This window comes from Glycomyces sp. NPDC049804, assembly GCF_040674615.1.
Classification (GTDB): domain Bacteria; phylum Actinomycetota; class Actinomycetes; order Mycobacteriales; family Micromonosporaceae; genus Glycomyces; species Glycomyces niveus.
On sequence record NZ_JBFAMQ010000005.1, the window covers coordinates 78,653 to 103,472 of the forward strand.

Consider the following 24,820-nt stretch of genomic DNA (forward strand, 5'->3'; position numbering starts at 1 on the left):
CGGAGCACCACCATGACCGACCGCACGTTCGCCACCCGCCACATCGGCACCAGCAGCGCCGACCAGGACGCCATGCTCAAGACCGTCGGCCAACCCAGCCTCGACGCCCTCATGGACGCCTGCATGCCCGCCCTCATCCGCTCACGCGACGGCCTCGCCCTCCCCGCCGCCGTCAGCGAGACCCAGGCCCAGGCCGAACTCGCCGCCCTCGCCGCCCAGAACCGCCCCGCCCGCTCCATGATCGGCCTCGGCTACCACGGCACCCACACCCCCGCCGTCATCCGCCGCAACGTCCTCGAGAACCCCTCCTGGTACACCGCCTACACCCCCTACCAGGCCGAGATCTCCCAAGGCCGCCTCGAAGCCCTCCTCAACTTCCAGACCATGTGCGCCGACCTCACCGGCCTCGACGTCGCCGGAGCCAGCCTCCTCGACGAAGCCACCGCCGCCGCCGAAGCCATGCTCCTCGCCCGCCGCGCCGCACCCTCGGCGAAGCCGGCGAGCCGTAAATCGGCACAGCAGGGCCCCGGGGACGTCTTCGCCGTCGACCAGCGTGTCCTCCCGCAGACCCTCGCCGTCCTCCAGACCCGCGCCGAACCGGTCGGCATCACCCTCGCCGTCGCCGACCTCACCGACCCCGCCGCCCTCCCCGACGGCGCCTTCGGCATCCTCCTCCAGTACCCCGGCGCCGACGGCACCGTCCACGACTGGACCCCCGCCATCGAGGCCGCGCACGCGGCGGGCGCGCTCGTCACCGTCGCCGCCGACCTGCTCGCGCTGGCGCTGCTGACCTCGCCGGGCGAACTCGGCGCCGACATCGCCGTCGGCTCGACCCAGCGGTTCGGCATGCCCATGGGCTTCGGCGGGCCGCACGCCGGGTACATGGCCGTGCGCGACCGCCTGCAGCGCCAGCTGCCCGGCCGCCTCGTGGGCGTCTCCCGCGACTCGGCCGACGCCCCCGCGCTGCGCCTCGCCCTGCAGGCCCGCGAGCAGCACATCCGCCGCGAGAAGGCCACCAGCAACATCTGCACCGCACAGGTGCTCCCGGCCGTCATCGCCGCCTCGTACGCGGTGTGGCACGGCCCCGAAGGCCTGCGCGGCATCGCCGAGCACGCCGCCGGCCAGGCCGCGCGCCTCGCCGCCTCCTTCACGCGGGCCGGCATCGCGCTCGCGGGGCCCGCGTTCTTCGACACCGTCACGGCAGTGGCCCCCGGCCGCGCCGACGCCGTGCTCGCCGCGGCCGCCGAGCGCGGCGTGAACCTCCACCGCGTCGACGCCGACACCCTCACGATCGCCTGCGACGAGACCACCACCGCGGCCGACCTGGAGGCGGTGTGCGCGGCGTTCGGCATCGACCTCGCCGCCCCGGCCGCCTCGAACGGGGTCCCGGCCGCGCTCCGCCGCGAGTCGGCGTACCTGACCCACCCGGTGTTCACCGCCCACCACTCCGAGACGGCCATGATGCGCTACCTCAAGCGCCTGGCCGACAAGGACTACGGCCTCGACCGCGGCATGATCCCGCTCGGATCGTGCACCATGAAGCTCAACGCCGCCGCCGAGATGGAGCCCATCTCCTGGCCCGAGTTCGCCGACGTCCACCCCCTCGCCCCCGCCGACCAGACCCGCGGCTGGCAGACCCTCGTCGAGCAGCTCGAAGGCTGGCTCGCCGACGTGTGCGGGTACGCGGCCGTCTCCGTCCAGCCCAACGCCGGCTCCCAAGGCGAACTCGCCGGGCTCCTCGCCATCCGCGCCTGGCAGCACGACCGCGGCGAGACCGACCGCGACCTGTGCCTCATCCCCGCCAGCGCCCACGGCACCAACGCCGCCTCGGCGGTGCTGGCGGGCATGCGGGTGGTCGTGGTGGCCTGCGACGAGGCCGGGAACGTCGACCTGGCGGACCTGGACGCGAAGATCGCGCAGCACGCGGACCGGTTGGCGGCGCTGATGGTCACGTACCCCTCGACGCACGGGGTGTACGAGGAGACGATCGTCGAGGTGTGCGCGCGGGTGCACGACGCGGGCGGGCAGGTGTACGTCGACGGCGCGAACTTGAACGCGCTGCTGGGGTGGGCGAAGCCGGGCCGGTTCGGGGCGGACGTGTCGCATTTGAACCTGCACAAGACGTTCTGCATTCCGCACGGCGGCGGCGGGCCGGGTGTGGGGCCGGTGGCGGTGGCCGAGCACCTGGTGCCGTTCCTGCCGTCGGATCCGATGGCGGCGGCGGCGGGTCCGGTGGGGCCGGTGTCGCAGGCGCGGTGGGGTTCGGCGGGGATCCTGCAGATTCCGTGGATGTATCTGCGGATGATGGGCGGTGACGGGGTGACGGCGGCGACGGCGTCGGCGGTGCTGGCGGCGAACTATGTGGCGGCGCGGTTGCGCGATCACTTCCCGGTGCTGTACGCGGGGGCGCACGGCCTCGTCGCGCATGAGTGCATCCTGGATCTGCGGGAGCTTTCGAAGGTGTCGGGGGTGACGGTGGAGGACGTGGCGAAGCGGTTGATCGACTACGGGTTCCATGCGCCGACGATGTCGTTCCCGGTGGCGGGGACGTTGATGGTGGAGCCGACGGAGTCGGAGGACCTGGCGGAGCTGGACCGGTTCTGCGAGGCGATGATCGCGATCCGGGCCGAGATCGAGGCGGTGGCGTCGGGTGCGGTCGCGGTGGAGGATTCGGCGCTGCGGGCGGCCCCGCACACCGCCGCGGTGGTGACCGCCGACGGATGGGACCGGGCGTATTCGCGCACGGAGGCGGCCTGGCCCGCGGGGGTGACTGCGCCGGCTCATGGCTCGCAAGCGTCGCCTGGAGGCGCGAAGTACTGGCCGCCGGTGGGGCGGATCGACAATGCGTGGGGGGACCGGAACCTGGCGTGCACGTGTCCGCCGATCGAGGCGTTCGGGGAGTAGCCGAACCGTAGCCCCGCTCACCACAGTGGGCGGGGCTTGCGGCAGTGGCTTTACACTGGGCGCCGACGATTCCCCCAGGAGTGAAGCTGATGGTTTTCGGTACCACGCACAAGGTGAGGTCGCACCGGCTCGGGCGGCGGCGCAAGAAGGGCGGCAACCGCATGGTGGTGGCCCCCTGGATCGTGATCACTCTCGTGTGCGTGCTCGTCGCGGCCGGTTTGACCTGGGGTTTCGTGGCGTTGATGCGGGCGGGTTGCTCGGGTGAGGTGTACCGGGTGACGATCGCGGCCGCGCCGAGTGTGGCCGGGACGCTGGAGGACGCGGTGCAGGCGTGGGAGGCGACGCAGCCGGAGGCCTCGACGGGGCAGTGCATCGGCGCGTCGGTGCGGGAGGTCGCGCCCGATGCGGCGTCGCGGGGGATGAGCGGGGTCTGGGACGAGAAGTCGCTGGGGCCGCGGCCGATCGCGTGGGCGCCGGATTCGCAGGCGTGGTCGGCGTGGCTGGCGTCGAACGAGACGACGGCCGGGATCGTGGCCGCCGAGCCGATCGTGCTCGGGCAGGCCACGTCGGTGCTGGCGGTGCCGGAGTCGAAGGCGGCCGAGCTGGGCTGGGTCGGGGGTGAGCCGCCGGCGTGGGCGGACGTGCTCGACGCGGTCGAGGGCGGGTCGATCAGCCTGGCGGCGGCGAACCCGCGGACCTCGACCGAGGGGTTCGTGGCGATGCTCAACGCTTCCGGGGACGGTTCGGGCGGGTTCTCCGAGGAGGCGATGGCCGCCTGGAAGGGCGCGACCGGCAGTGGGGCGCTCGTCGACGGTGCGCGCGAGCCGCTGGCGGCTTACGCCGAGGCTCCGGACCCGACCCGGGTGGTCACGGCGCTGGACTACCAGGTGGAGGAGTTCAACGCCGAGAACGCGCCGGCCGATCCGCTGGTGCCGATCACGCCGGCGGGGTCGAGCGTGAGCGCGGTCGCGATCTACCAGGTACTGAGTGTGGTCGAGGGCGGCTGGGTCTCCGAGTCCGACGCGAGCATCGCGGAGGCGTTCGGCGCCTATTTGGAGGACGCGGTCGCTTCGGGCGAGTTCGACGACGCCGACCTGCAGGCGGTGGACGATCCCGCGGCGGCGCTGGCGGCGACGTCCCCGGAGGCCGTCGGTCAGGCGGTGCGGACCTGGCAGGTGGGCCGGGAGGACCTGCACGTGCTGTTCCTGGTGGACCGGTCGGCGTCGAGCGAGAACGAGACGGTGACGTACGGCGGCGAGGACCTGAACGCCGGGGACGCGGCGGTGCAGACCGCGATCGCGACCGTGGAGGAGATGGCCTCGACCTATCGGGTCGGGGTGTGGGAGTACGGGGTCGGGGCGGGCGACGGCGAGCCGTACCGGCAGGTCACGGGGTTGACCGAGCTGTCCGACGAGGGCCGTGAGACGGTCGAGACCGACCTGTACGACGTCTCCGGGAACTCCTATGACGGCGGCGCGCCGCTGTACGACACGCTGCTCGCGGCCAGCGCGTTCATGAACGGCGAGGCGGCCGACGGGGCGGTGAGCGTGATCGTGGTGCTGACGAACAGCAGTAAGGACGACGTGAGTGCGGGGACCGCCGAGGAGACGGCGGGGCAGTTGGAGGGGCCGACGGTGGTGTACACGGTCGGGTTCGGCGACACCGATCCGCAGCAGTTGACGACGCTGGCGACCGCGACGGGCGGGGCGTTCATTCAGGCGCCTGACGACGGGGGCGTGCTCGCTGCGATCGGCGGCTGAGCGGGCCTGGTGAGGTGGCTCACACGGTTCGGGGAGTGGGGTCGGGCGCGGCGATACTTGGATCATGAGCGACTTCCGTGCCGTCCCGCCCGCGCCGCCGGGGGTGCCCGCGGCGTGCCGGGACCGCCTGGTGGAGGTCGACCGGTTCGAGTGGCGGCTGGGCGACGGCGGCGATCCGGCGGCGCTGGCCGCGGCGTTCCGGGCCCGGTACGCGGGGGCGCATTCGGGGGAGGACGGGTCGGTCTGCGGTGTGGCGGTGCTGTTGTCGGCGGCGGCGGGCGCGGTGATGGTCGGCGGTGCGACCGGTGCGCCGAGTCCGGTGCCGGCGGTCCCTGACCTGGTGCTGGTGGCGTATGCGCACGGGCCGGTGCGCGGGGCGGCGTCGCTGGGGGCGTTCCGTGTGGGGCCGTGGGCGGCGTCGTGGTCGTCGTCCGACCATGCGAAGGCGGTCGCTTTGGTGCAGGAGGCGATCGGGCGCGGGGACGTCTATGTGGCGAACGTGGTCGGGCACCGGCGGGCGGCGTGGTCGGGCGATCCGGGGGCGATCGCGCATGCGGTGTCCACTGTGGCCGGTGCGTCGTGGGGCGGGGTGCTCTCCGGCGAGGGCTGGCTGGTCGCGTCCGGTTCCCCCGAGTGCTTCCTGTCCGCCGATGCCGCCGCGGCGGCGACGTATCCGATCAAGGGCACGGCGCCGGCCACGCCGGAGGGCCGGGTGGCGCTGCTGGCCTCGGTGAAGGAGCGTGCCGAGCACGTCATGATCGTCGACCTCGAACGCAACGACCTCGCGCAGGTGGCCGTGCCCGGCACGGTCTCGGTCAAGGATCTGTTCCACATCGGCCGGTGGGCCGGGCTGTGGCAGGCCGAGTCGACCGTGACGGCCGACCTGGCGCCGGGGACCGGGTTCGCCGACCTGCTGCGGGCGATGTGCCCGCCCGGGTCGGTCACGGGCGCGCCGAAACTCGCCGTCCTGGACCTCGTGGGCGGCCTCGAGCCGGTGGGCCGCGGCCCGGCCATGGGCGCCTTCGGGTTCCTGTGCGGGGACGAGGTGCGCCTGGGCGTCACGATCCGCACGGTCGCCCTCGACGCCGAGCACGTCCACGTCTGGTCGGGCGGGGGCATCACGTGGCGGTCCGACCCGCGGGCCGAAGTGGCCGAAGCCGAGGCGAAGGCCGCCGGCGTGGCCGCGTCGCTCGGGGCGTTAACGACCGGGCGGAGCGCCAGATCGCGAGGGTCTGCTCTTTCGCCTGCTCGCGCAGCGCGTCGGGCCACTCGGCGCGGTAGAGGCGCAGGCGCGGCGTCGAGGAGTCGAGTTCGACCACGCAGCCGAGCGCCATCGGCGGGTCGGGATGGACGCGACGCAGCCACACGGTCCCGGCATTGCCGTCGTCGCCGCTCACTTGGATAGTGCGATGTTCCAATTGGAACTGCCCTAGGATTTTCGGCTCGCTCATGCCCGAGTCCTCACCGCTTGTGTCCCACCGTTCAAAGGAGCCGCGGCGGACTCGTGTCAGCGAATCGCCCGCGCGGGCCCGCTTCAATCTTTCCCACGCGCGTGCAGCCGTGTCAATACCCGATCCGACACCTGCGAGGGTGAACTCCATTGGGAGCGGTCCATTGCGGAGGGCGCGCACGAACCGGTACGTCACCTGACCGGGTGTGTCAAGCTGGTGGACGTGAGCGATGACGAGGATTTCAACGACATAGCCGAAGCCGCCTTCGACCTGGCCCGCGCCGGCGAGGCCGAGCGACTGGCCCGCTTCGTCGAGACCGGCCTCCCGGTCGACCTGGTGAACGGCTCGGGCGACTCCCTGCTGATGCTGGCCGCCTACCACGGGCACGCCGAGACCGTCCGCGCCCTCATCAAGGCCGGGGCCGATGTGGAGCGACGCAACGACCGCGACCAGTCCCCGCTGGCCGGAGCGGTCTTCAAGGACTACAAGGACGTCGTCGCCGTCCTCCTCGACGCCGGCGCCGACCCCGACGCGGGGACGCCCTCGGCGCGCCAGATCGCCGCCATGTTCGACCGGGACGCCTTCAAGTAGGTCAGAGGGCCTGCATGCCCTCCGGCAGCCGCCCCCAGGCGTGCAGGTCCGTCAAATGCGCCTCCAAGGTCGCCGCGAACGCCCCCGCCGCCTTCGTCAACGGCGCCTCGCGGCGCGCGGCGAGCGCGATCGTCCGGCTCGCCCCCGGCGGCGCCAGCGGCGTCGCCCGCAGGCCCGGGCGGCCAGCCGCGATCATCGCCGGCAGCAGCGCGATCCCCAAGCCCGCCTCCACGAGCGAGGCCACCGCGTCCGTCGCGCCCCCGTCGACGCCCATGCGCGGGGTGAACCCCGCCGCCTCGCACGTCGCGACCGTCAAGTCTCTGAGGTCATAGCCGTGCGCGGGCAGCACGAACGCCTGCTCTCGCAACTGCTGCAGCCCGATGTAGCCCTGCCGCGTCAGCGGCGGCAGGTGCGCCGCCGAGGCCACCACGAGCGCTTCGGACAGCAGGGGCTGCACGCTGAGCCCGGCGTCCTCGGCCATGTCGCCCACCGTGAACGCCAGGTCGAGGTCCCCGGCCGTCAGGTGGTCGGTCAACGGACCCGAACCGTCCTCGGTCAACGTCACCGTCACCCCCGGATGCGCCTCCAGGTAGCGCGTCAGCAGCGGCGCGATCAGCCACGAGCACAGCGACGGCGTCGCCCCCAGCCGCAGATGCCCCGCCCGCACCGCGAGCACGTCGTCGATGTCCGAGCGGGCCGCCGTCACCGCCGCCGTGATCCGCCGCGCGTGCGGCAGCAGGGTCTGCCCCGCGTCGGTCAACTCGATCCGCCCCCGCGCCCTCGTGAACAAGGGCGCGCCGAGCTCCGCCTCGAGCGCTTGGATCTGCTTGCTCAATGACGGTTGTGTCACACCGAGTTCTTCGGCCGCATGGGTGAAATGCCGGGTTTGTGCGACAGCGAGGAAGGCCTGGAGTTGCTGCGGACGCATCTGCATAACCTAACGGCATCGAACAGCGCCACGCCATGAATTGGACCCGTGACCCGCATCGCGTCTAGCCTCTGGACGTGTCTACGGATTTGCAGAACCGCCCCGCCGCGAGGCCGGGCACACGCGCCCGAGCGCCCCAGGGACCGTGGCGTTCCAACATCGGCCTCAAGATCGCCATGGCGGTCTCCGGCATCCTCCTCGTGCTCTTCCTCGTCGCCCACATGGCCGGCAACCTGCACGTGTTCGAGGGCCGCGAATCGATGAACGAATACGCCCACGGCCTGCGCACCTTCGGGGAGCCCCTGCTGCCCCACGAGAGCCTCCTGTGGGTCCTGCGCATCGGCCTGATCGCCGCCGCCGCCGTCCACATCTGGACCGCCGTCGTCCTCACCCGCCGCGCCCTGGCCGCCCGCCCCGTGCGCTACGCCTCCAAGAAGCCCGCCAAGGGCGAATCGCGCCACGCCGCCGCCACCATGCGCTGGGGCGCGGCCGTCGTCTTCCTGTTCATCATCTGGCACCTCCTCGACCTGACCTTCCGCACGGTCAACCCCGTCAAGGACGTCCCCGACGCCTACGGCGCCGTCGTCGCCACCTTCAGCCCCGAGCGCTGGCCGGTCACCGTGTTCTACCTGCTGGCCCTGCTCGCCCTGTTCTTCCACCTGCGCCACGGCATCTGGTCGGCCGTGCAGACCATCGCCGGCCCGAACTCGAAGTGGCGCAAGCGCACGCAGGCGATCGGCCTCGCCGTCGCCCTCATCGTCGTCCTGGGGTTCGCCATCGTGCCCCTGTCGGTCACGTTCGGACTGGTGAAGTGATATGAGCACTGACTACTACCGCGACGGCGCGGCCGTCGCGGACGCCAAGGCCCCCGCCGGGCCCATCAGCGAGCGCTGGGAGAAGCGCCGCTTCTCCGGCCGCCTCGTCAACCCCGCCAACCGCCGCAAGCTCCGCGTCATCGTCGTCGGCACCGGCCTCGCCGGCGCCTCCGCCGCCGCGACCCTCGGCGAACTCGGCTACCGCGTCGCCAACTACTGCTTCCAGGACTCGTCCCGGCGCGCCCACTCCATCGCCGCGCAGGGCGGCATCAACGCCGCCAAGAACTACCGCAACGACGGCGACAGCGTCCACCGCCTGTTCTACGACACCGTCAAGGGCGGCGACTTCCGCTCCCGCGAGTCGAACGTGCACCGCCTCGCCGAGATCTCCACCGAGATCATCGACCAGTGCGTCGCCCAAGGCGTCCCCTTCGCCCGCGAATACGGCGGCCTGCTCGACAACCGCTCCTTCGGCGGCGCGCAGGTCTCGCGCACCTTCTACGCCCGCGGCCAGACCGGCCAGCAGCTGCTCCTCGGCGCCTACCAGGCCCTGCAGCGCCAGGTCGCCGCCGGCACCGTGGACCTGCACACCCGCCACGAGATGCTCGAACTCATCATCGTCGACGGCAAGGCCCGCGGCATCGTCGTGCGCGACCTCGTGACGGGCGCGATCTCCACCGAACTGGCCGACGCCGTCGTCCTCGCCACCGGCGGCTACGGCAACGTCTACTTCCTGTCGACCAACGCCATGGGCTGCAACGTCACCGCCGGATGGCGCGCGCACCGCAAGGGCGCCTACTTCGCCAACCCCTGCTACACGCAGATCCACCCCACCTGCATCCCGCAGTCCGGCGAGCACCAGTCCAAGCTCACGCTCATGTCCGAGAGCCTGCGCAACGACGGCCGCGTCTGGGTCCCCAAGCAGAAGGGCGACGACCGCCACCCCGCCGACATCCCCGAGGACGAGCGCGACTACTACCTCGAACGCCGCTACCCGGCCTTCGGCAACCTCGTGCCCCGCGACATCGCCTCACGCGCCGCCAAGGTCGTCTGCGACGAAGGCCACGGCGTCGGCCCCGGCGGCCTGGGCGTCTACCTCGACTTCGCCGCCGCCATCGAACGCCTCGGCCGCAAGGCCGTCGAAGCCAAGTACGGCAACCTGTTCGACATGTACGAGCGCATCACCGGCGAGAACCCGTACGAGCGGCCCATGCGCATCTACCCGGCCGTGCACTACACCATGGGCGGCCTGTGGGTCGACTACGACCTGTCCTCGAACATCCCCGGCCTGTTCGTGACCGGCGAGGCCAACTTCTCCGACCACGGCGCCAACCGCCTGGGCGCCTCCGCGCTCATGCAGGGCCTCTCGGACGGCTACTTCGTCCTGCCCAACACCATCTCCGACTACCTCGCCGACGGCCCCTTCGAAGCCGTCGACGAGACCCACGAGGCCGTCGTCGCCGCCCGCAAGGAGGTCGACGACCGCATCGCGTTCTTCCTCGGCAACGACGGCGACCGCACCGTCGACTCCTTCCACCGCGAACTCGGCAAGATCATGTGGGAGTACTGCGGCATGGAACGCACCGACGAGGGCCTGCGCAAGGCCATCGGCCTCATCCGCGGCCTCAAGGACGAGTTCTACCGCCGCGTCAAGGTCACCGGGAAGAACGAGCAGCTCAACCAGGAACTCGAGAAGGCCGGCCGCGTCGCCGACTTCCTCGAGCTCGGCGAGCTCATGTGCATCGACGCCCTCCACCGCACCGAATCGTGCGGCGGCCACTTCCGCGCCGAGTCCCAGACCGAGGACGGCGAGGCCAAGCGCGACGACGAGCAGTTCTCCTACGTCGCGGCCTGGGAGTTCGGGGAGGACGGGCCCGTCCTCCACAAGGAAGCCCTCGAATTCGAATACGTCAAGCCCACCCAACGGAGCTACAAGTGAAGCTGTCTCTGCGAATCTGGCGCCAGAGCGACGCCCAAGCCCAGGGCAAGATGGTCTCCTACGAGATCGACGAGGTCTCCGAGGACGCCTCCTTCCTGGAGATGCTCGACGTGCTCAACGAACGCCTCATCAGCGAGGGCGAAGACCCCGTCGCGTTCGACCACGACTGCCGCGAAGGCATCTGCGGCGCCTGCTCCCTCGTGATCGACGGCCAGCCCCACGGCCCGCAGGCCGCCACCACGACCTGCCAGCTGCACATGCGCAAGTTCAAAGACGGCGACTCGATCGACATCGAGCCCTGGCGGGCCGGCGCGTTCCCGGTCATCAAGGACCTCGTCGTCGACCGCAGCGCCTTCGACCGCATCATCCAGGCCGGCGGGTACATCTCCGCGCCCACCGGCACCGCACCGGACGCCCACGCCGTCCCGATCCCCAAGCAGGACGCCGACGCCGCCTTCAGCGCCGCCGCGTGCATCGGCTGCGGCGCCTGCGTCGCCGCCTGCCCCAACGGCTCGGGCATGCTCTTCATGGGCGCCAAGGTCACCCACCTCGGCCTCATGCCCCAGGGCCAGCCCGAACGCCACACGCGCGTCCTCGGCATGGTCGCCGCCCACGACGAGGCCGGCTTCGGCGGGTGCACCAACACCGGCGAATGCGCCGCCGCCTGCCCCAAAGAGATCGGGCTCGACGTCATCGGCAAGCTCAACCGCGACTTCCGCAAGGCCGCCATCCGCGCCGCCTAGCCCGAAGCGCATGAAGAAGCCCCCCGGCGCTGGCCGGGGGGCTTCTCGCTTTCACCTGCCCCGCGTGAGCGGGGAGACCCCAGGGGATATCCGCCCCACGTGAGTGGGTAATGCCGCCCCATGTAAACAACGACCCGGACGCGCCGAGGTCGCGCCGCCAGGCCGTGACCCGCGTCTCTCTCTTCGGAAACCTTGCGATAGACGCGGCGTCAGCCGGTACCGGGGCGCGGCCCGATCAGGCCGCCCCGCACCGCTCCCTCCGCTAAGGTGGGCCGCATGCGCGGAACCGGAATCCTCTACGACTGGTATGCGAAGCGGTTGCGCCGCAAGCTCAGCGGCGGGCCGCTGCCGCGGCACGTGGCCGTCGCGATGGACGGCAACCGGCGCTGGGCCCGCCAGCAGGGGTTCGACGACCCCGGCATCGGCCACCGCTACGGCGCCCAGCACCTCGACGACCTCCTCGAGTGGTGCGCCGCGATCGGCATCGCCCACGTCACCGTCTACGTCGCCTCCAACGACAACCTCGTCAAACGCGGCAGCGGCGAGGTCGCCCACCTGATGGCGATGATCGAGTCCATCGTGGCAGAACGCCTCATGGACGCGGGCAACCGGTGGCGGCTGCACATCGCCGGGCACCTCGACCACCTGCCCGACTCGACCTCGCACGCCCTCAAGACCGCCTGCGAGGCCACCCGCGAACGCGCCGGCGGCCACCTGACGATCGCCATCGGCTACGACGGCCAGTCCGAGATCGTCGACGCCGTCAGGGCCCTCCTGGAGACCGAAGCGGCCCAAGGCACCACCGTCTCGGACCTTGCCGCGCGCCTGACCGCCGCCGACATCGGCGCCCACCGGTACACCCCCGACCTGCCCGAGGCCGACCTCATCATCCGCACCAGCGGCGAGCGGCGCCTCTCGAGCTTCCTGCTGTGGCAGTCGGCGGGCGCCGAACTCTACTTCTGCGACGTCTACTGGCCCGGATTCCGGCACGTCGACTTCCTGCGGGCGCTGCGCGACTACGCGCGCCGCCGCGCCTCCTAAGCCGTCCACGGCGGAATCATCTTCGCGTCCTCCTTGCCGGGCATGTACGCGCGCATCCCGGCCGGGCCGGTGCAGATCGCCGTGAACCCCTGCGGTCCGGGCGTGAACCGGCGGGCGGCGTCGGCGGCGATGACGACGGTGTCGCCCGCGGCCAGTTCGGCCGCCTCGCCCTCGACGGTCACCGCGACGGTGCCGGCCAGGACGGTCCAGACCTGCTCGGCGTCGATGTGGTGCACGGGACCGGCGGTGCCGGCCGCGGCCTCGACCTTCCAGACCGGCGCGGCCGCGCCGCCCAGGCCGGGGGAGGCGAAGGTGGTCATGACCGCCGCGGGGGTCTCGGAGCGGCGGGATTCGGTGCTGCGGACGATACGCAAGAGGAGTCTCCTAAGATGGACAACGTGGTTACCCATATAGTAAACCAGGTTGTCGATCATGGCTGAACCGACCCCCGGCTACGAACTCCCGCTGCAGCTCTTCGCCGCCTTCCGCGCCATCATCGACGCCGCCCACGCCGACCTCGCCCGCCACGGCCACACCGGCGTCAAACCCCTCCACGGCTTCGTCTTCCAGGCCATCGGCGCCCGCGGCACCACCGCCGTCGAACTCGGCACCCGCCTCGGCGTCACCAAGCAAGCCGCCGGCAAGACCATCGCCAACCTCGAGAAGCAGGGCTACGTCGAACGCGCCGCCGACCCGGACGACGCCCGCCGCAAACTCGTGCGCCTCACCCCCAAAGGCCTCGACGTCCTCGCCGTCTCCGCCCGCAGCTTCGACGCCGTCCAAGCCCGCTGGGCCGAGGCCATCGGCCCCGAACGCCTCGCCGCCCTCCACGCCGACCTGCGCACCCTCGCCCCCGGCGACCACTTCCGCCTCGACGTCCCCGGCTGGTTCGGCACCGACCGCTGACACCGCTCAGCGGCGGTCCCCGTGCACGGCGATGAACCGGGTCGCCGCGACCACCAGCGGCTCGTGGTCGGCCGCGGCATGGCGCGTGCGCAGCCGCTCGCACAACTCCGCCAGCGCGGTCGCCAGGTCGGTGAGGATCGGGCCCTGCTTGCCGGTGGCGGTGAGCGCCATGAGCATCGCGAGCCAGGCCGGGCCGTGGTCGCGGAAGTTCAGGTGGAGGTTCCGCTCGCCGAGGCGGTCGGCGGCGGTGAGCAGGTAGTGCACCTCGGTCGCGATGCGCCAGGCGAGGTTCGGGTGCGTCGGCGCGAGCGCGTCGATCGCCGGTTCGGCCGAGTGGAGGGCGACGGCGGCCAGGCCCGGGTCGCAGCGGGCGCTGATCGTCGCCGGCGCGTCCCGCCCGGCCGGGTCGGGGCAGAGCCGGTCGATCAGGCGCGGATCGAGGAACGCGCCCATGCGCATCGCCGTCTCCAGGGCCGCCCGGAGCGTCAACGGGATCGGCGCCGTGGGGGGCGCGGTGCCGGGGAAGTGGCGGGCGAGGAGGTCGGCCGCGCCTTTGGCGTGCGAGGCCCTCCCGGCGGCCGCGTGCAGTGCCGCGGCCAGGCGCAGGCTGTCGCGCAGCAGGTCGGCGGTGCCGTCGAGCCCGATGCCGTCGGCGCCGAATCCGCCGGGGTCGGCGTGGCGGGCGGCGATGAGCATGCGCGCGGCCTGGTCGGCGGCCCCGACCGCGAGATCGGGGTCGGCGGCGCGGGCGTACACGCGCGCGGCCCGCGCGATCGCGTCGCCCAGCGTCGCGAAGCCCGGGCTGCCCGGTTCGGCCGCGTCCACATCGTCGAACAGGCTCAACGCCGCGTCGGCCTCGATCGCGGCGGTCAGCAGCCGCCCGGCGGCGACGGCGGCCTCGGCCAGGTCGAGGCGCGCGGCGGCCCGCTCGACCGGTCCCGCTTGGAGTCCGGCGGTGATCGTCACCCGCTCCCGTTGCGCCGCATACGCTTCGGCGACCTCGCCGACGGCGGTGTGGGAGGCGGCGAGGTCGCCGAGGAGGTCGGCGAAGTCGCTGCGGGTGCCGCGGTCCTCGGGGTGCACGGCCAGGCAGCCGCGGAACTCGCCTTCGGCGTGCGCGTAGACGGCAAGGGCGCCTTGATGGTTGCCCGCGGCCGCCAGCTTCGCGGCATCGCGGTGCGTCCGTCGGGCGTGGCGCCGATTGGGCATGCGGGCTCCTCAATGAGGGATCGAGGCGCGCGCCGCCGGTTCGCACGGTGCCGGCGGCGGGCTGCGTCGGGCCCTTCATCCTAGACGCCCTCCACCCGGGGGCGGATCCGCCGATCAGCCGATGACGACCTGCTGGGGCCCGGGGTGGCCCAGGAACCGGTCGTGCGAGATCTCCCACCCGTACGCCCCGGCATCGGCGAACACGAGGCGGTCCCCGACGGCGATGGACGGCACGAACTGGCCGCCGTTGAGCACGTCCCGGGGCGTGCACAACTCACCGCACACCCGCACCTCCACGTCCGACCACACCGGACCCGACCGCGCCCCCGGCACGATCCGGAACGGATGTGAGTACCCCCACGCCGCCGGCAGCCGGAAATGGTGCGTCCCGCCCCGCACGAGCGCGAACGCCTGACCCCGCACCGTCTTGAGGTCCACGACCTCGGCGACGTACCAGCCGGCCGGCGCCGCCGCGTACCGGCCCGGCTCGAACACCAGCTCCGCCCCGCCGGTCCCCAGGCCCCGCAGGCCTTCGGCGAGCGCGGGCACGTCGATGCGCGCCCCGCGCGGATCCGACCCCAGCCCGCCGCCCACGTTCACGTACCGCAGATCGAACCGGCCCCGCGCCGCGCCCTGCGACCACTCGACCGAGTCGCGCACATGATGCGCGTACGCCTCGGCCTCAAGGCAGTTCGACACCGCGTGCAGATGGAAGCCGACCAGGTCCAGCCCCAGGCCGAGCGCCCGGTCGACCGCGGCCGCCGCATCGGACTCGTCGATCCCGAACGGCGTCACCGCGCCCGCCATCTGATGCGTCCCCGGCAGCGCCCGGCCCCGGTTGACGCGCAGCGCCACCGGGCCCGCGAACGCCGCCGCCGCGAGCGCGTCGAGTTCGCGCACGCTCTCGGCGTGCATCCACACCGGCACGTCGCACGCCGCCGCCGCGGCCAGATCCGCCGGCGTCTTCGCCGGGCCCGAGAACGCCAGCCGCCGCGCCCCCGCGGCCCGGGCCGCGGCGAGCTCACCGCCCGACGCGCACTCGATCCCGTCCGCCGCCGCTGCGGCCGCGGCCAGCACCGCGGGGTTGGCGCAGGCCTTCATCGCGTACATCACCGTGTGCCCCAACCGCTCCCGCAGGTCTTCCAGGTGCGCGCCGACCCCGGCGGGGTCGTAGATCCAGGCGCTGGCGGGTGCGGCGAGGGCTTTGACGTGGCGGTCGAGCGTGGGGTGGTCGTGGGCGCGGGCGAGGGGGTTGTCCACGGGGGTCTCGATCTCCTCGCCGGGGTGCAGGCGCATGGTCAGCAGGGCTTTGGTGGGCTGGCGGGGCGCGAGGTAGGCCTCGCGTTCGGCGCGGGAGAGGCGGCCGTTGAGCTCGTCGGCGAGGTCGTCCCAGAACGCGGCGCCGTCGAGTCCGAGGTCGCGTTCGAGCACGGCGACGAGGGCCGCGAAGTGGTTCTGGAAGAGCGTGTAGGCGACCTTGGAGCGCACTTGGTCCATGCTCGCGGCGTTGACCGGGCTGCCTTGCGGCAGTTCGAGGTCCCACGGGAGGGTCGGCAGGTGGATGCGGGCGCCGCCGAGGTCGCGGGAGACGGGGAAGACCGGGTCGGGGCCGCGCATGGCGATGATGCTGTTCTGCAGGTGCGCTTCGAGGCCGATGCCGGCTTCGGCCTTGGCCAGGACCGGGTGGGCGAACCGTCTTGCGTAGGTGCGGATCCACTGGTCGGGGTCGCCCGACCAGCGCGCGTATTCGGCGGCGAGGCTCACGCCGGTGACCGGGGAGGTCGCGGTGAGCGCGGTGGCGGGGACGTAGACGAGGCCGTCCGGTTCGGTCGCGGTGAGCGGGGAGCGGGCGAGCGCGGTGAGGTCGCGCGAGCCGGGCAGCCATGCGCCTGCGACGTCGGTGATGATGCGGTGCTGGTGCTCGGTGCCGTTGTCGCCGATGCGGTGGAGGGCGTTGAGGAGTGCGGAGAGGCGCGGGCCGAGCAGGGCGGTGGCGGGGGAGATGTCGCGGCGCGTGGAGGTGATGTGGATGCCGAGGGCGAGTTTGAGGAAGCCGGGGGCGGTGTGGCCGGCGAGGGTGCGGATCGCGGCGGTGGGCCAGGCGGGGACGGTCGCGTCGAGGACGCGGAGGCGTCCGGTGTCGAACAGGTCGCGGTGGCCGGGGAGGATGCGGTGCTCGAGCTGCCAGGGGTGGACGGGGAGGACGGGGTCGGGCAGGTCGAGGCCCTGGAGCATGGGGTGGTCGCGGAAGTCCTGGCCGGAGTGTTCGAGGACGCCGGCGCGGTCGGCGATGAGCCGGATCCGGATCGGCCGGGTGGCCTCGAGGTCGTACCGCTCCCGGTCGTGCCGGTCCCAGCCGAGGCGGGTGCGGGCGCACGGGTGCAGTTGGTGCCCTTCGGTCGCGAGGGTCTCGAGCAGGCGCGCGGTGGTGTGCGCGTCCCGGCCGCCGGCGGCGACGAGTGCGGCGAGGGTCGCGTGTCCGGCGCGGTCGGCCAGGGCCGCGAGGTGCCGGCCGCGTCGTTCGGCGCGCGATCTTGCGTGGGCGAGGCCTTCGTGCGCGGAGTGGAGTTCGGCGGCGAGGTGGTCGGGGACGGCGCTGCCGAGGACGGTTTCGAGGGTCTTCACCGGGTCCTCGTCGGGCCCGTCGACGTCGATCTGGTTGAACGCGTGCCGGCGGGCGCCCTCGGGCAGGGCCCGGTCGCGGGCGCCGGCGAGGTTCTCGCGCCAGGCGGCGGCCGTGATCTGCGAGGCGAGGTTCACGCCGCCGCCAGCGGGTTCTCGACGCGGACCCAGAGGTCGGCGACGGGGTCGTCGGCCAGGCGCATCGCGGTGGTGGCCTTGATCGGCCAGGGTTCGCGCAGCACGGCCCGGGCGATCCACGGCTCGAGGCCCAGGCCCCGGACCGCGTCGGCCACAGTGGACCACCATTGGCCGGGGTCGGTGTCCGACCAGGCGGCGAACGCGTCCACGACGGCGGTCAGCGTGGTGGGGAAGAGTGCGGCGAGGAGTTTCGCCAGGCGCGCTTCGGGGTCGGGTTCGGGCAGGTCGCCGATGATGTCGGGCCAGTCGTCGGGCGGGACGCGGACGCCGCCGAAGTCGCGGTACACCAGGGCGGTCGGCCGGTCGGCGGTGAACGAGGCGAGGGTGTTCTGCCCGTGCGCCTCCAGGGCGACGCCGGTCGCGGCGAACAGGCGCAGCGGCGCGAGCGCGACCGTCGCGAACGCCTCCCACCACGCCGCAGGATCGTCGCCGGTGAAGGCGATGGCGATCGGCCGGCCGTCGGCGGGGCAGGTCTCGGCGAGCGCGGCGAGCGGCACGGCGCGCGGGTGCCCCGCCCGGTGCGGGGCGGGGCGGACGACCGCGGCCAGGTGCGACAGCGGCGCACCGTCGGCGCCGCGGGCGATCGCGGCATGTTCCGTGAGCAGTGTGATGCCTTGGGTGGCGGCCGGTTCGGCGAGCCGGCGCGAGAGGATCGGCCCGTTGCGGACCGAGGCGGGCGAGACGTGCCGGACCGCCGAGGTCAGCTGCAGATCGACGGCGGTTTTGATGTGCAGGTCGCCCGTGGAGACGGTGCGCAGGCTCATGAGCGGCGCCGCGTCGGCGAGCACCCGGGCCGGTCCGGTGAGGCCGTGGCGCGCGGCCTGCCACGGGTGGACCGGCAGCTGCTCGGACGGCTCGCGCGTCGAGAGTCGCAGCGCCGGCTCGTCGACCCCCTTGACTTCATAGAGCCCCAGGTCGAAGCGTGCGGCGTGCTCGGGCGCGTAGGCGCGGATCTCGTCGTCGGTCAGCTCGCCTCGGGACCGCGCGAGCGGGTGCACGGGGTGGCCGAGCAGGACGGCCTGCTCGAACCACACCGACGGGTCGGGGTGGAAGGCCTCGGCGGCGGCCCACAGGTCGGCGGGGTGCGGCCGGGCCGCTTCGAGTGCGAGGGCGGTGCCGCGCACGGCGGCGGTGACCTCGGCGGTGAAGCGGGCCGCGTGCGGGGACCCGGCGCTGAGGGCGGCGGCGATGTCGGCGGCGGTGGCGCCTTCGGCGCGGCCGGGGAGCGGTTCGCGTGCGGCGGCCGCCCGGAGGCGGTCGGCGACGATCGCGTCGGCGCGGCGGGCGAAGGTCCCGGCGGCGCCGCTCAGGCCGGTGGCGGTGGCGTTCACAGCCTGCACTGTACTGGCGTCACGCGCCGGTGTGGAGGGTGCGATTGCTCACGGACAGGGCGGTTACGCTGCGGCGGTAGGGGTTTCAGGAGCGCACGGCGGGCGTCCGGTCGCCGGTGCGGGGGGCCGGGACGGCGGCCAGGCGCATCCGCAGCGACTGGAGCACCGGCAGGTCGTAGACCGAGCCGGCGGCGGCGAGCCACAGTCCGATGTCGGCGGCGGCCTGGGCGACGGCGACGTCGTGGACGGCTTCGGTCTCGCCGGCGCGGGCGGTCTCGGGCAGGGTCGGCCACAGCACCCAGCCCTGCACGTTCGCGTCCGGCAGGGCCGTGTCGAGGGCTTTGACCGCTTCGGGGAGGTTGACCGAGTCGACGTCGAAGCTTTCGCGGCCGACCGGGGCGCACAGCAGCGCGATGCGGTCGCCGCAGACGATCGCGTGGGGCACGCGCGTCTCCATGTCGACCGGCAGGGCGACGAACAGCCGCGCGGCGGGCAGGTTGGTGAGGACTTCGCGCAGGAGCTTGCCGGTGGAACGGTCGGCTTTGGGGCGGGTGCCCGCGGGCCCGAACGCGTTGAACTGGCGCAGTGCCCCGCCGACGGAGCGGCGCAGCGCGAGCGTGTACCGCAGCCGCTTCACCGTCCATGCCAGGGCGGTGCCGGTGAGCACGTACACGCCCAGCGCCCACCCCCACGGGGTCGAGAGCCCGGCGAGCCAGATGACGGCGGCGGCGAACAGGAAGGCGATGACCAGCCGCCCGGTGGGCGGGTTCGGTGCCGTGTCGGGCCGGCGCCGCAGTGCCCTGCTGGTCTGGACGAGGACGATGATGGCGACGGCGATCGTGACGGGGATGGCCAGGGCCAGGAACAGCCAGCCGTCGGCGGCGAGGGCCTGCCCGAGGTAGCCCAGGCCGCAGAAGGCCCACACGGCGGCGAGCGCGGCGAAGGCCCCGGCGGCGGTCCACACCGAGGGCCGGTGGACGGGCCTGGCCAGCCGCAGCCGGGCGTGCCAGGGGACGGCGACGAGGGCGCCTTCGGTGGAGAGGGCCTGCGCGGCCGGGGCCGGCGCGGGCGCGACGTTCCAGCCGCGGACTTTGCGGTGGGACGGCTTGGCGGCGGCCTTGCCGTAGCGGCGGGCGGCGCGCCGCCCGAAGCGCAGCAGGTCGTACTCGCGACGCAGCCCTGGGTGGGAGAGGGTCTCCCAGGCGCCCTGGACGAGGTGGAACTCGTCCTCGTCGCCGCCGCGGTCGGGGTGGGTCTCGCGCAGCCGGCGGCGGTAGGCCGCTTGGATGTCGGCCTTCGGCGCCTGCGGGCTCACCCCGAGGACGCGGTAGTGGTCTGGTTCGTTCACCACGCGGCTCCCGGTCGAATCGTGCGGGGACGGGCCGGTGCCCGAGAGGGGAGGCGGGCGTCGGTCTCGACGGTAATGGAGCCAATCTACCGCCGCATTGCCGCTTCGGGTGTCGCCAGGTCCGACATTTTTCCACCGATCCGTCGCATTCGGTCCCCGCCGCGACCGCGGGAGCGCCATTGTGGAGTCCCAATGCCGGATCGGGCGCGCCGGTGCGCACGTCGCCCGTCAGGGCATGCGTTTTCTTATCGGTCACCGGGGTCCGTCCGCGGCGCGGCGTGTCCCATTCAACGGCTATTGCGCGCGTTCAGGCAGAGGCGACATCGGACAGTGCGCGGATTCGCCCGCAGTCGTTACCGAGGCGCGAGGGCGCACGCGGCGCGGCCGGTGCCGCGCCCGATGCGGGGGCGGCACCGGCCGCGGTTGCTGCGGTGGCCGGGTCGGCGGCTGCCGGGCGCGCCGACCCTAGCCCTGCCAGAAGCGGGCGAGCGCGGAGGCGGCGGGGTCGTCGACGTCGGCGATGGCGTACTCGGAGGCGTCCACGGTGCTGCCGGTGTTGACCCACGGCTCGGCTTCGGCCGAGCCGAGCGCGTCCAGGTCGACCCACGGGTAGCCGTCGACCGGCTCGGGGACGTCGAGGTCGAGTTCGGGCGGGAAGCTCGGCGGGTTGTCGGCCTCGTCGACGAGGAGGTCCTCGTAGGTGGCCGCGTAGGGGGCCTCGTCGCCGCCGGCCGCTTCGTCCGCTTCGGTGTCGTCGGCCTCGTATTCGGCGGTGAAGTCCTCGTCGAGGGCGTCGTCGCCGTCGAACTCGGCCTCGTCGCCGTCGAAGGCGAACGCGTCGAGGTCGTCCTCGCCGGGAACCTCGTCGTCGTCGAACTCGTCCAATGCGGGGGCGTCCGCGCCCTCGTCGAGGTCGCCGGCGTCGAAGTCCGCGTTGCCTTCGGGATCGAAGGCGTCGAACTCATCCATCACGCATCCTCCTCGCCGGGGACGAGGGTGCGGGCCTTGGCCAGCACCTCGTCGAGCTGTTTGACCTTGGCGGCCATGGAGTCGCGGCGCTGCTTGAGCGCCGCCTGCTTCTTGGCGCGGGCGGCCTGGTCGGCCTTCTGGGCGTTCTCGGCGGCCGAGATGCGGGCGTCGAACTCGGCGGCGCGGCGCTCCAGGGCGTCGTCCAGGGTGGAGTTGAAGACGAACTCGACCTCGGTGAAGCGGAAGCTGATCTCCTCGTTGAGGTTCGCGCGGGCTTCGGCGATGACGCGCTGGATCCACTGCTTCGCGGCCTGGCGGTTGCCCTGGATCTTCCTGCGGTACAGCAGGAACGCGGCGGCGGCGAGGCCGATGCCGACACCGGAGGCGGTCAGGGCGATGGCCCCGACGCCGGCGACGGCGCCCAGGCCGATCGCGCCCGCGCCCATGGTGACCGCGCGTCCGGCCATCATCGCCACACCGGCCGAGGAGGCCACGAGGAGCGCGCCGTCGGAGTTGTCGCCGCGCCGGGCCCGCCCGGAGGCGGCCGTGCGCAGGCCCGCGGAGATCGAGTTGGTGGCCTGGCGCAGCTCGTCGTCGTTGAACACCTGCCGCAGCACGCGTTCGGCCAGGAGCACGAACCGCTGGTGCAGCTCGCCCGAGAGGCGCGCGGCGATGCCCTGCAGGGCGATGTCAACGCGGTTGGGCAGCGACTCGAGCGCGGCCTTGTTGGCCTTCTCGACCTCGTCCAGAAGTGCTTCCTCGAGTTCCTGCAGGTGGGTGCGCAGGCGGCCCTGGACTTCGATCTTGGCCCGCTGGGTCTCCACCCGCAGGGCGAGGTTCGCCTTCTTCGTCTCGGTGCGCCGCGACGCCAGGGCCTGCTTCTTCTCCTCCTTGAGGCGGTTGGCCGCCTCAGGATCGGGGTCGTAGGCCTTCATGTCGGCGGCCGCGGAGACGGCGAGGCGCTGGAACTCGGTGCGCACCGCGCGCACCACGTTCGCCGCCACCAGGGCCTTGCCGGCGGTGGCGACCTTGACCAGGGCCCGCTGCATCTTCCCGATGCCGGACTCCTTCGCCAGGGCCTGGCGGGTGGGGCCGGTGGAGTTGAGGGCGTGCTCGGCGAGCATCGCCGAGACCGGGTAGTGCGGGGCGTTGCGGAAGCGGGGCGCGTGCGCCTCGATCAGCGACCGGTTCTCCTCCATGACCGTGCGCCACCCCGGGTAGGTGTCGGTCTTGGTCAGGGCGAACACGACGAAGTTGACGCGCTTGGAGGCCTCGGTGAGGAAGTCCAGTTCGGTCTTGGCCATCGGCGACGAGGCGTCGGTGACCATGATGAGGCAGGTGGCGCGCGCGACCGCTTCGAGAGCGATCTGCGCGTGGTCGGGGTCGAGCCCGCCCGTGCCGGGCGTGTCGACCACGGACATGTGCTTGAGCAGCGCCGAAGGGTGGCCCACGAGCATGCGCCGGGGCGGGACCATGCCCGGGGGCATCGTGCCCAGCCGGGTCGCCCAGTTGCGCAGGTCGCCCACGCCCAGCAGCATCGGATCGGCGGCGCCGGGCTGCCAGGCGCGCACCGACGCCTGCTCGGCCCACGCGAACTCCAGGTACGCCGTCGTCGCCACCTGTGCGTCCACAGGGGACAGACCGGGCATGCCGAGGAGGGCGTTCACCAGCGACGACTTGCCGCGCTTGGTCTCACCGACGACCACCGCGACGGGCTTGTCGGGCTGCCAGCGCGCGACCTCGTCGACCTCGGCGGCGGCCTTGGCGTCCACCGTCCGCAGCGAGGCGTTGCCGGCCTTGGCGGCGCGGGCGCACAGCTTGTGGATCTGCTGGGCCGGGTTCGGCTTCGCGGGGGTCGCGGCGGCCTTCTTGACCGGGGCGGCGGCGGGCTTCGCGGCCGGCGGCGGGGTGGCGGTGTCGGTCATGCCCGCACCTGGCCGCGGTAGACGGTGACGATGGGGTGGCGCAGGAGGCGGCCGCGGTCGGTGTAGCCGATCTGCTCGGTGCGGGCGATGATGCCGTCCTCGGCCGGGGAGCCGGCCGCGACCGTGCCGCCGGCTTCGTGCACGGCCGGGTCGAACCGCTGCCCGGTCGCGTCCACCTGGCTCACGCCGACTTTCGCGAACGCGCCGTCCAGGTGCTGGGCGAGCGCGGGGGAGGTGGCGCGGTCGCGCATCCAGATGCACGCCTCGACCAGGGCGTTGCGGTCGGTCATGGCCTGCGCGGCCTGCGCCGGGGCCTGCAGCTGCTGCACCGGGATCGCACCCGAAGGGGCGGGCGTGAACGGCACGCCCGAGACCGGCGGCGCCGCGGGGGCCGCCGGGGCGGGGTTGATGGAGCGTCCGGTGAGGACGGCCACGACGGCGGCGACGACGACCGACCCGGCCGCGACGGCCAGGGTCATCGGATCGAACTCGTCGGTGAGGAACACCGCGCCCAGGCCGGCGGCGGCGAGGCCCACGAGGGCTCCCACCAGCGGTCCGCCGAGTCGATTCGTCACTTTGCTCTCCTTCGGTCGTGCAGGTGTCGCGGGGTGGGGGCTCATCCGAGCCGCTGGGCGAGTAGATGGAAACCACGATGCACCACGTTCGCCACCCGCGCCTGGGACGGCGTGGCGCCGCCGTTGGCGAAGGCCCGCCAGCGCGCGGCGGCCTCGATCGCGGCGCGGCGCAGCTGGGGGCGGGCTTCGCCGGGCAGGCCCAGGACGACGCCGGCGTCGTCGGTCAGCGCCAGGCGCGCGACTTCGGCCTCCATGGCCTCGGGCAGGGCGACCTGCCCGGTGGTGACTTGCGCGGCCGCCTCCAGCAGCGGCAGCCGGTGGTACTCGGGGCGGGCGACGATCGACTCGACCGCGCCGCGCAGCAGGTCGCGGTCGGCGGCGGGCCCGGAGGCGGCGGCCGCGTCGAGCCGGCCCAGCGCCCACCCGGCCTTGATGACGTCGGCGCGGACCCCGAAGATCTGGTGCAGCGTCGTGCGCAGGCGCGGGAACCCCGAGGCGGCGAACAGCAGCCGCACGAGCTCGCCGGTGGCCAGGTGCGGGTTGGCGCTCAGGTGCGCGATCGCGAAGTGGATGCCGTACAGGTCGAGCCGCTCCAACAGGCGCTGGCGCTGGTGCTGGTCGACCGGGCCCTCAGTGGACAGGAACAGGCCCGCCGAGGCGAGCATGAGCGCCCGCTTGGACTCGTCGAGCCCGGCGAGGGTGCGCAGCGCCTCGCAGTCGGCGGCGGTCAGGAGCCCGGCCTCGGCGGTCTCGGCCAGGAGCCCGACGACGGGGACGACGTCGCACACCGCGCGGCGCAGCACCGCGGCCTGGTCCCCGGCGATGGGGCCCGCGACCGGCCACGGGTCCTGGCCGGGCCCGGGGGCGAGCTTGTCGGCCTTGTTGTACAGGCCCAGCGCGTTCATGGGGGAGGACGAGAGCTGCTGGGAGGCCTTCGAGAACGCCTCGAGCGCCTCGACGTCGTCGGCGCGGACCTGCTGGGTGAACACGTAGATGATCGCCTCGGCGGACTCGACCGCGGCGCGGGAGTCGTCGTCGACGTCGTCGGCGATCGGCGCGGCGAACAGCATCTCGCGGGCCGCGTCGGAGATGTCGGTGTTGACCGACTGCAGACCGGGCGTGTCGACCACGGTCAAGTCCCGCAACCGGTCCGAGGACAGCTGCACGTCGATCATGGCCGCCTCGTCGGCGGGGATCGGCAGCGTGGTGGGGATCATCCCGTTGGCGTCCAGCGGGACCGCGTGCTTGGTGCCGTTGCGGGCCACGACGTCGACCCGGTCGGCCGGGCCGTACCGGAACTGCGTCACCACGCGCGTGCACTCGCCCGCCGCCGTCGGCGCGACCCGCCGCCCGATCAGCGCGTTGACCAGCGTCGACTTCCCGGCCTTCAAGCGCCCGGCGACCGCGACGCGCAGCGGCTGCCCGAGCCGGGAGGCCACCTCCTCGACCACGGGGCGAGACGCGCTGCTGACCTTGCCGGCCAGCTCTTCGCACATGCCCGCCACACTCGTGGTGAGTTGCCCTGCCACCATGCTCCCGCGTCCGCCCTCTCCATCGTTCCCTCG

At 73.2% G+C, this 24,820-nt stretch carries 19 protein-coding genes; 9 read left to right on the plus strand and 10 right to left on the minus strand.

The features are described from left to right. Positions 1-12 precede the first annotated feature (12 nt). The 4 genes from gcvP to AB0K52_RS09420 all read left to right on the plus strand — a co-directional run bounded on the left by gcvP (position 13) and on the right by AB0K52_RS09420 (position 6,706). The gene (gene gcvP / locus AB0K52_RS09405) at positions 13-2,904 is read left to right on the plus strand and encodes an aminomethyl-transferring glycine dehydrogenase (RefSeq protein ID WP_363528598.1); all 2,892 of its coding nucleotides are present in this window, start codon (positions 13-15) and stop codon (positions 2,902-2,904) included. Between the two features lie 89 nt (positions 2,905-2,993). Then, positions 2,994-4,664, plus strand: a complete 1,671-nt coding sequence (locus AB0K52_RS09410) for a VWA domain-containing protein (protein WP_363528601.1) — start codon at positions 2,994-2,996, stop codon at positions 4,662-4,664. Positions 4,665-4,728: 64 nt separating this feature from the next. After that, positions 4,729-6,069: a chorismate-binding protein gene (locus AB0K52_RS09415; RefSeq protein WP_363528604.1), complete on the plus strand. Its 1,341-nt coding sequence runs from the start codon at positions 4,729-4,731 to the stop codon at positions 6,067-6,069. Between the two features lie 268 nt (positions 6,070-6,337). Next, positions 6,338-6,706 carry an ankyrin repeat domain-containing protein gene (locus AB0K52_RS09420; protein WP_363528607.1) on the plus strand — a complete coding sequence of 123 codons (369 nt, stop codon included), beginning with the start codon at positions 6,338-6,340 and terminating at the stop codon, positions 6,704-6,706. A gap of 1 nt (position 6,707) precedes the next feature. On the opposite strand, the gene AB0K52_RS09425 is transcribed toward AB0K52_RS09420, so the two are convergent. Further along, positions 6,708-7,634 carry a LysR substrate-binding domain-containing protein gene (locus AB0K52_RS09425; protein ID WP_363528610.1) on the minus strand — a complete coding sequence of 309 codons (927 nt, stop codon included), beginning with the start codon at positions 7,632-7,634 and terminating at the stop codon, positions 6,708-6,710. 77 nt (positions 7,635-7,711) lie between these two features. Here AB0K52_RS09425 and AB0K52_RS09430 point away from each other — a divergent pair, with 77 nt between their 5' ends. The 4 genes from AB0K52_RS09430 to uppS all read left to right on the plus strand — a co-directional run bounded on the left by AB0K52_RS09430 (position 7,712) and on the right by uppS (position 12,172). Beyond that, the gene (locus AB0K52_RS09430) at positions 7,712-8,449 is read left to right on the plus strand and encodes a succinate dehydrogenase cytochrome b subunit (protein ID WP_363528612.1); all 738 of its coding nucleotides are present in this window, start codon (positions 7,712-7,714) and stop codon (positions 8,447-8,449) included. A gap of 1 nt (position 8,450) precedes the next feature. Then, positions 8,451-10,388, plus strand: a complete 1,938-nt coding sequence (locus tag AB0K52_RS09435; RefSeq protein ID WP_363528615.1) for a fumarate reductase/succinate dehydrogenase flavoprotein subunit — start codon at positions 8,451-8,453, stop codon at positions 10,386-10,388. Continuing rightward, positions 10,385-11,131 carry a succinate dehydrogenase/fumarate reductase iron-sulfur subunit gene (locus tag AB0K52_RS09440; RefSeq protein ID WP_208495034.1) on the plus strand — a complete coding sequence of 249 codons (747 nt, stop codon included), beginning with the start codon at positions 10,385-10,387 and terminating at the stop codon, positions 11,129-11,131. Before AB0K52_RS09435 ends, AB0K52_RS09440 begins: the two co-directional genes overlap by 4 nt. A gap of 276 nt (positions 11,132-11,407) precedes the next feature. After that, complete coding sequence (gene uppS, locus AB0K52_RS09445; RefSeq protein ID WP_363528618.1) at positions 11,408-12,172, plus strand: polyprenyl diphosphate synthase; 765 nt, start codon at positions 11,408-11,410, stop codon at positions 12,170-12,172. Here uppS and AB0K52_RS09450 read toward each other — a convergent pair. Next, complete coding sequence (locus tag AB0K52_RS09450; protein WP_363528621.1) at positions 12,169-12,546, minus strand: cupin domain-containing protein; 378 nt, start codon at positions 12,544-12,546, stop codon at positions 12,169-12,171. The genes uppS and AB0K52_RS09450 overlap by 4 nt on opposite strands. A 58-nt stretch (positions 12,547-12,604) precedes the next feature. Here AB0K52_RS09450 and AB0K52_RS09455 point away from each other — a divergent pair, with 58 nt between their 5' ends. After that, positions 12,605-13,078: a MarR family winged helix-turn-helix transcriptional regulator gene (locus AB0K52_RS09455; RefSeq protein WP_363528624.1), complete on the plus strand. Its 474-nt coding sequence runs from the start codon at positions 12,605-12,607 to the stop codon at positions 13,076-13,078. 6 nt (positions 13,079-13,084) lie between these two features. Here the strand turns inward: AB0K52_RS09455 and AB0K52_RS09460 are convergent, their stop codons facing one another. The 8 genes from AB0K52_RS09460 to AB0K52_RS09495 all read right to left on the minus strand — a co-directional run bounded on the left by AB0K52_RS09460 (position 13,085) and on the right by AB0K52_RS09495 (position 24,787). Then, positions 13,085-14,287, minus strand: a complete 1,203-nt coding sequence (locus AB0K52_RS09460) for a hypothetical protein (protein WP_363528627.1) — start codon at positions 14,285-14,287, stop codon at positions 13,085-13,087. Positions 14,288-14,401: 114 nt separating this feature from the next. Beyond that, entirely contained in the window at positions 14,402-17,047 is a 2,646-nt protein-coding gene (locus AB0K52_RS09465) for an IucA/IucC family protein (protein ID WP_363528630.1), read from the minus strand. Next, positions 17,044-18,438: an IucA/IucC family protein gene (locus AB0K52_RS09470; RefSeq protein ID WP_363528633.1), complete on the minus strand. Its 1,395-nt coding sequence runs from the start codon at positions 18,436-18,438 to the stop codon at positions 17,044-17,046. Before AB0K52_RS09470 ends, AB0K52_RS09465 begins: the two co-directional genes overlap by 4 nt. A gap of 85 nt (positions 18,439-18,523) precedes the next feature. Further along, positions 18,524-19,786 (minus strand): J domain-containing protein, encoded by a 1,263-nt coding sequence (locus tag AB0K52_RS09475; RefSeq protein ID WP_363528636.1) that lies wholly within the window; start codon positions 19,784-19,786, stop codon positions 18,524-18,526. 465 nt (positions 19,787-20,251) lie between these two features. Then, positions 20,252-20,755, minus strand: a complete 504-nt coding sequence (locus AB0K52_RS09480) for a hypothetical protein (RefSeq protein WP_363528638.1) — start codon at positions 20,753-20,755, stop codon at positions 20,252-20,254. Beyond that, positions 20,755-22,680: a dynamin family protein gene (locus tag AB0K52_RS09485; protein WP_208495024.1), complete on the minus strand. Its 1,926-nt coding sequence runs from the start codon at positions 22,678-22,680 to the stop codon at positions 20,755-20,757. The genes AB0K52_RS09480 and AB0K52_RS09485 overlap by 1 nt, the downstream gene beginning before the upstream one ends. Continuing rightward, a complete protein-coding gene (grpE, locus tag AB0K52_RS09490) occupies positions 22,677-23,255 on the minus strand; it encodes a nucleotide exchange factor GrpE (RefSeq protein WP_208495023.1) in 579 nt (192 codons plus the stop codon). The genes AB0K52_RS09485 and grpE overlap by 4 nt, the downstream gene beginning before the upstream one ends. Positions 23,256-23,296: 41 nt before the next feature. Next, the gene (locus tag AB0K52_RS09495; protein WP_208495022.1) at positions 23,297-24,787 is read right to left on the minus strand and encodes a dynamin family protein; all 1,491 of its coding nucleotides are present in this window, start codon (positions 24,785-24,787) and stop codon (positions 23,297-23,299) included. Between the last annotated feature and the right edge of the window lie 33 nt (positions 24,788-24,820).

Coding starts and splice junctions, on each gene's coding strand:
- gcvP (WP_363528598.1), top strand. CDS start 13: ATGACCGACCGCACGTTCGCCACCCGCCACATCGGCACCAGCAGCGCC.
- AB0K52_RS09410 (WP_363528601.1), top strand. CDS start 2,994: ATGGTTTTCGGTACCACGCACAAGGTGAGGTCGCACCGGCTCGGGCGG.
- AB0K52_RS09415 (WP_363528604.1), top strand. CDS start 4,729: ATGAGCGACTTCCGTGCCGTCCCGCCCGCGCCGCCGGGGGTGCCCGCG.
- AB0K52_RS09425 (WP_363528610.1), bottom strand. CDS start 7,634: ATGCGTCCGCAGCAACTCCAGGCCTTCCTCGCTGTCGCACAAACCCGG.
- AB0K52_RS09435 (WP_363528615.1), top strand. CDS start 8,451: ATGAGCACTGACTACTACCGCGACGGCGCGGCCGTCGCGGACGCCAAG.
- uppS (WP_363528618.1), top strand. CDS start 11,408: ATGCGCGGAACCGGAATCCTCTACGACTGGTATGCGAAGCGGTTGCGC.
- AB0K52_RS09455 (WP_363528624.1), top strand. CDS start 12,605: ATGGCTGAACCGACCCCCGGCTACGAACTCCCGCTGCAGCTCTTCGCC.
- AB0K52_RS09460 (WP_363528627.1), bottom strand. CDS start 14,287: ATGCCCAATCGGCGCCACGCCCGACGGACGCACCGCGATGCCGCGAAG.
- AB0K52_RS09480 (WP_363528638.1), bottom strand. CDS start 20,755: ATGGATGAGTTCGACGCCTTCGATCCCGAAGGCAACGCGGACTTCGAC.
- AB0K52_RS09485 (WP_208495024.1), bottom strand. CDS start 22,680: ATGACCGACACCGCCACCCCGCCGCCGGCCGCGAAGCCCGCCGCCGCC.
- AB0K52_RS09495 (WP_208495022.1), bottom strand. CDS start 24,787: ATGGTGGCAGGGCAACTCACCACGAGTGTGGCGGGCATGTGCGAAGAG.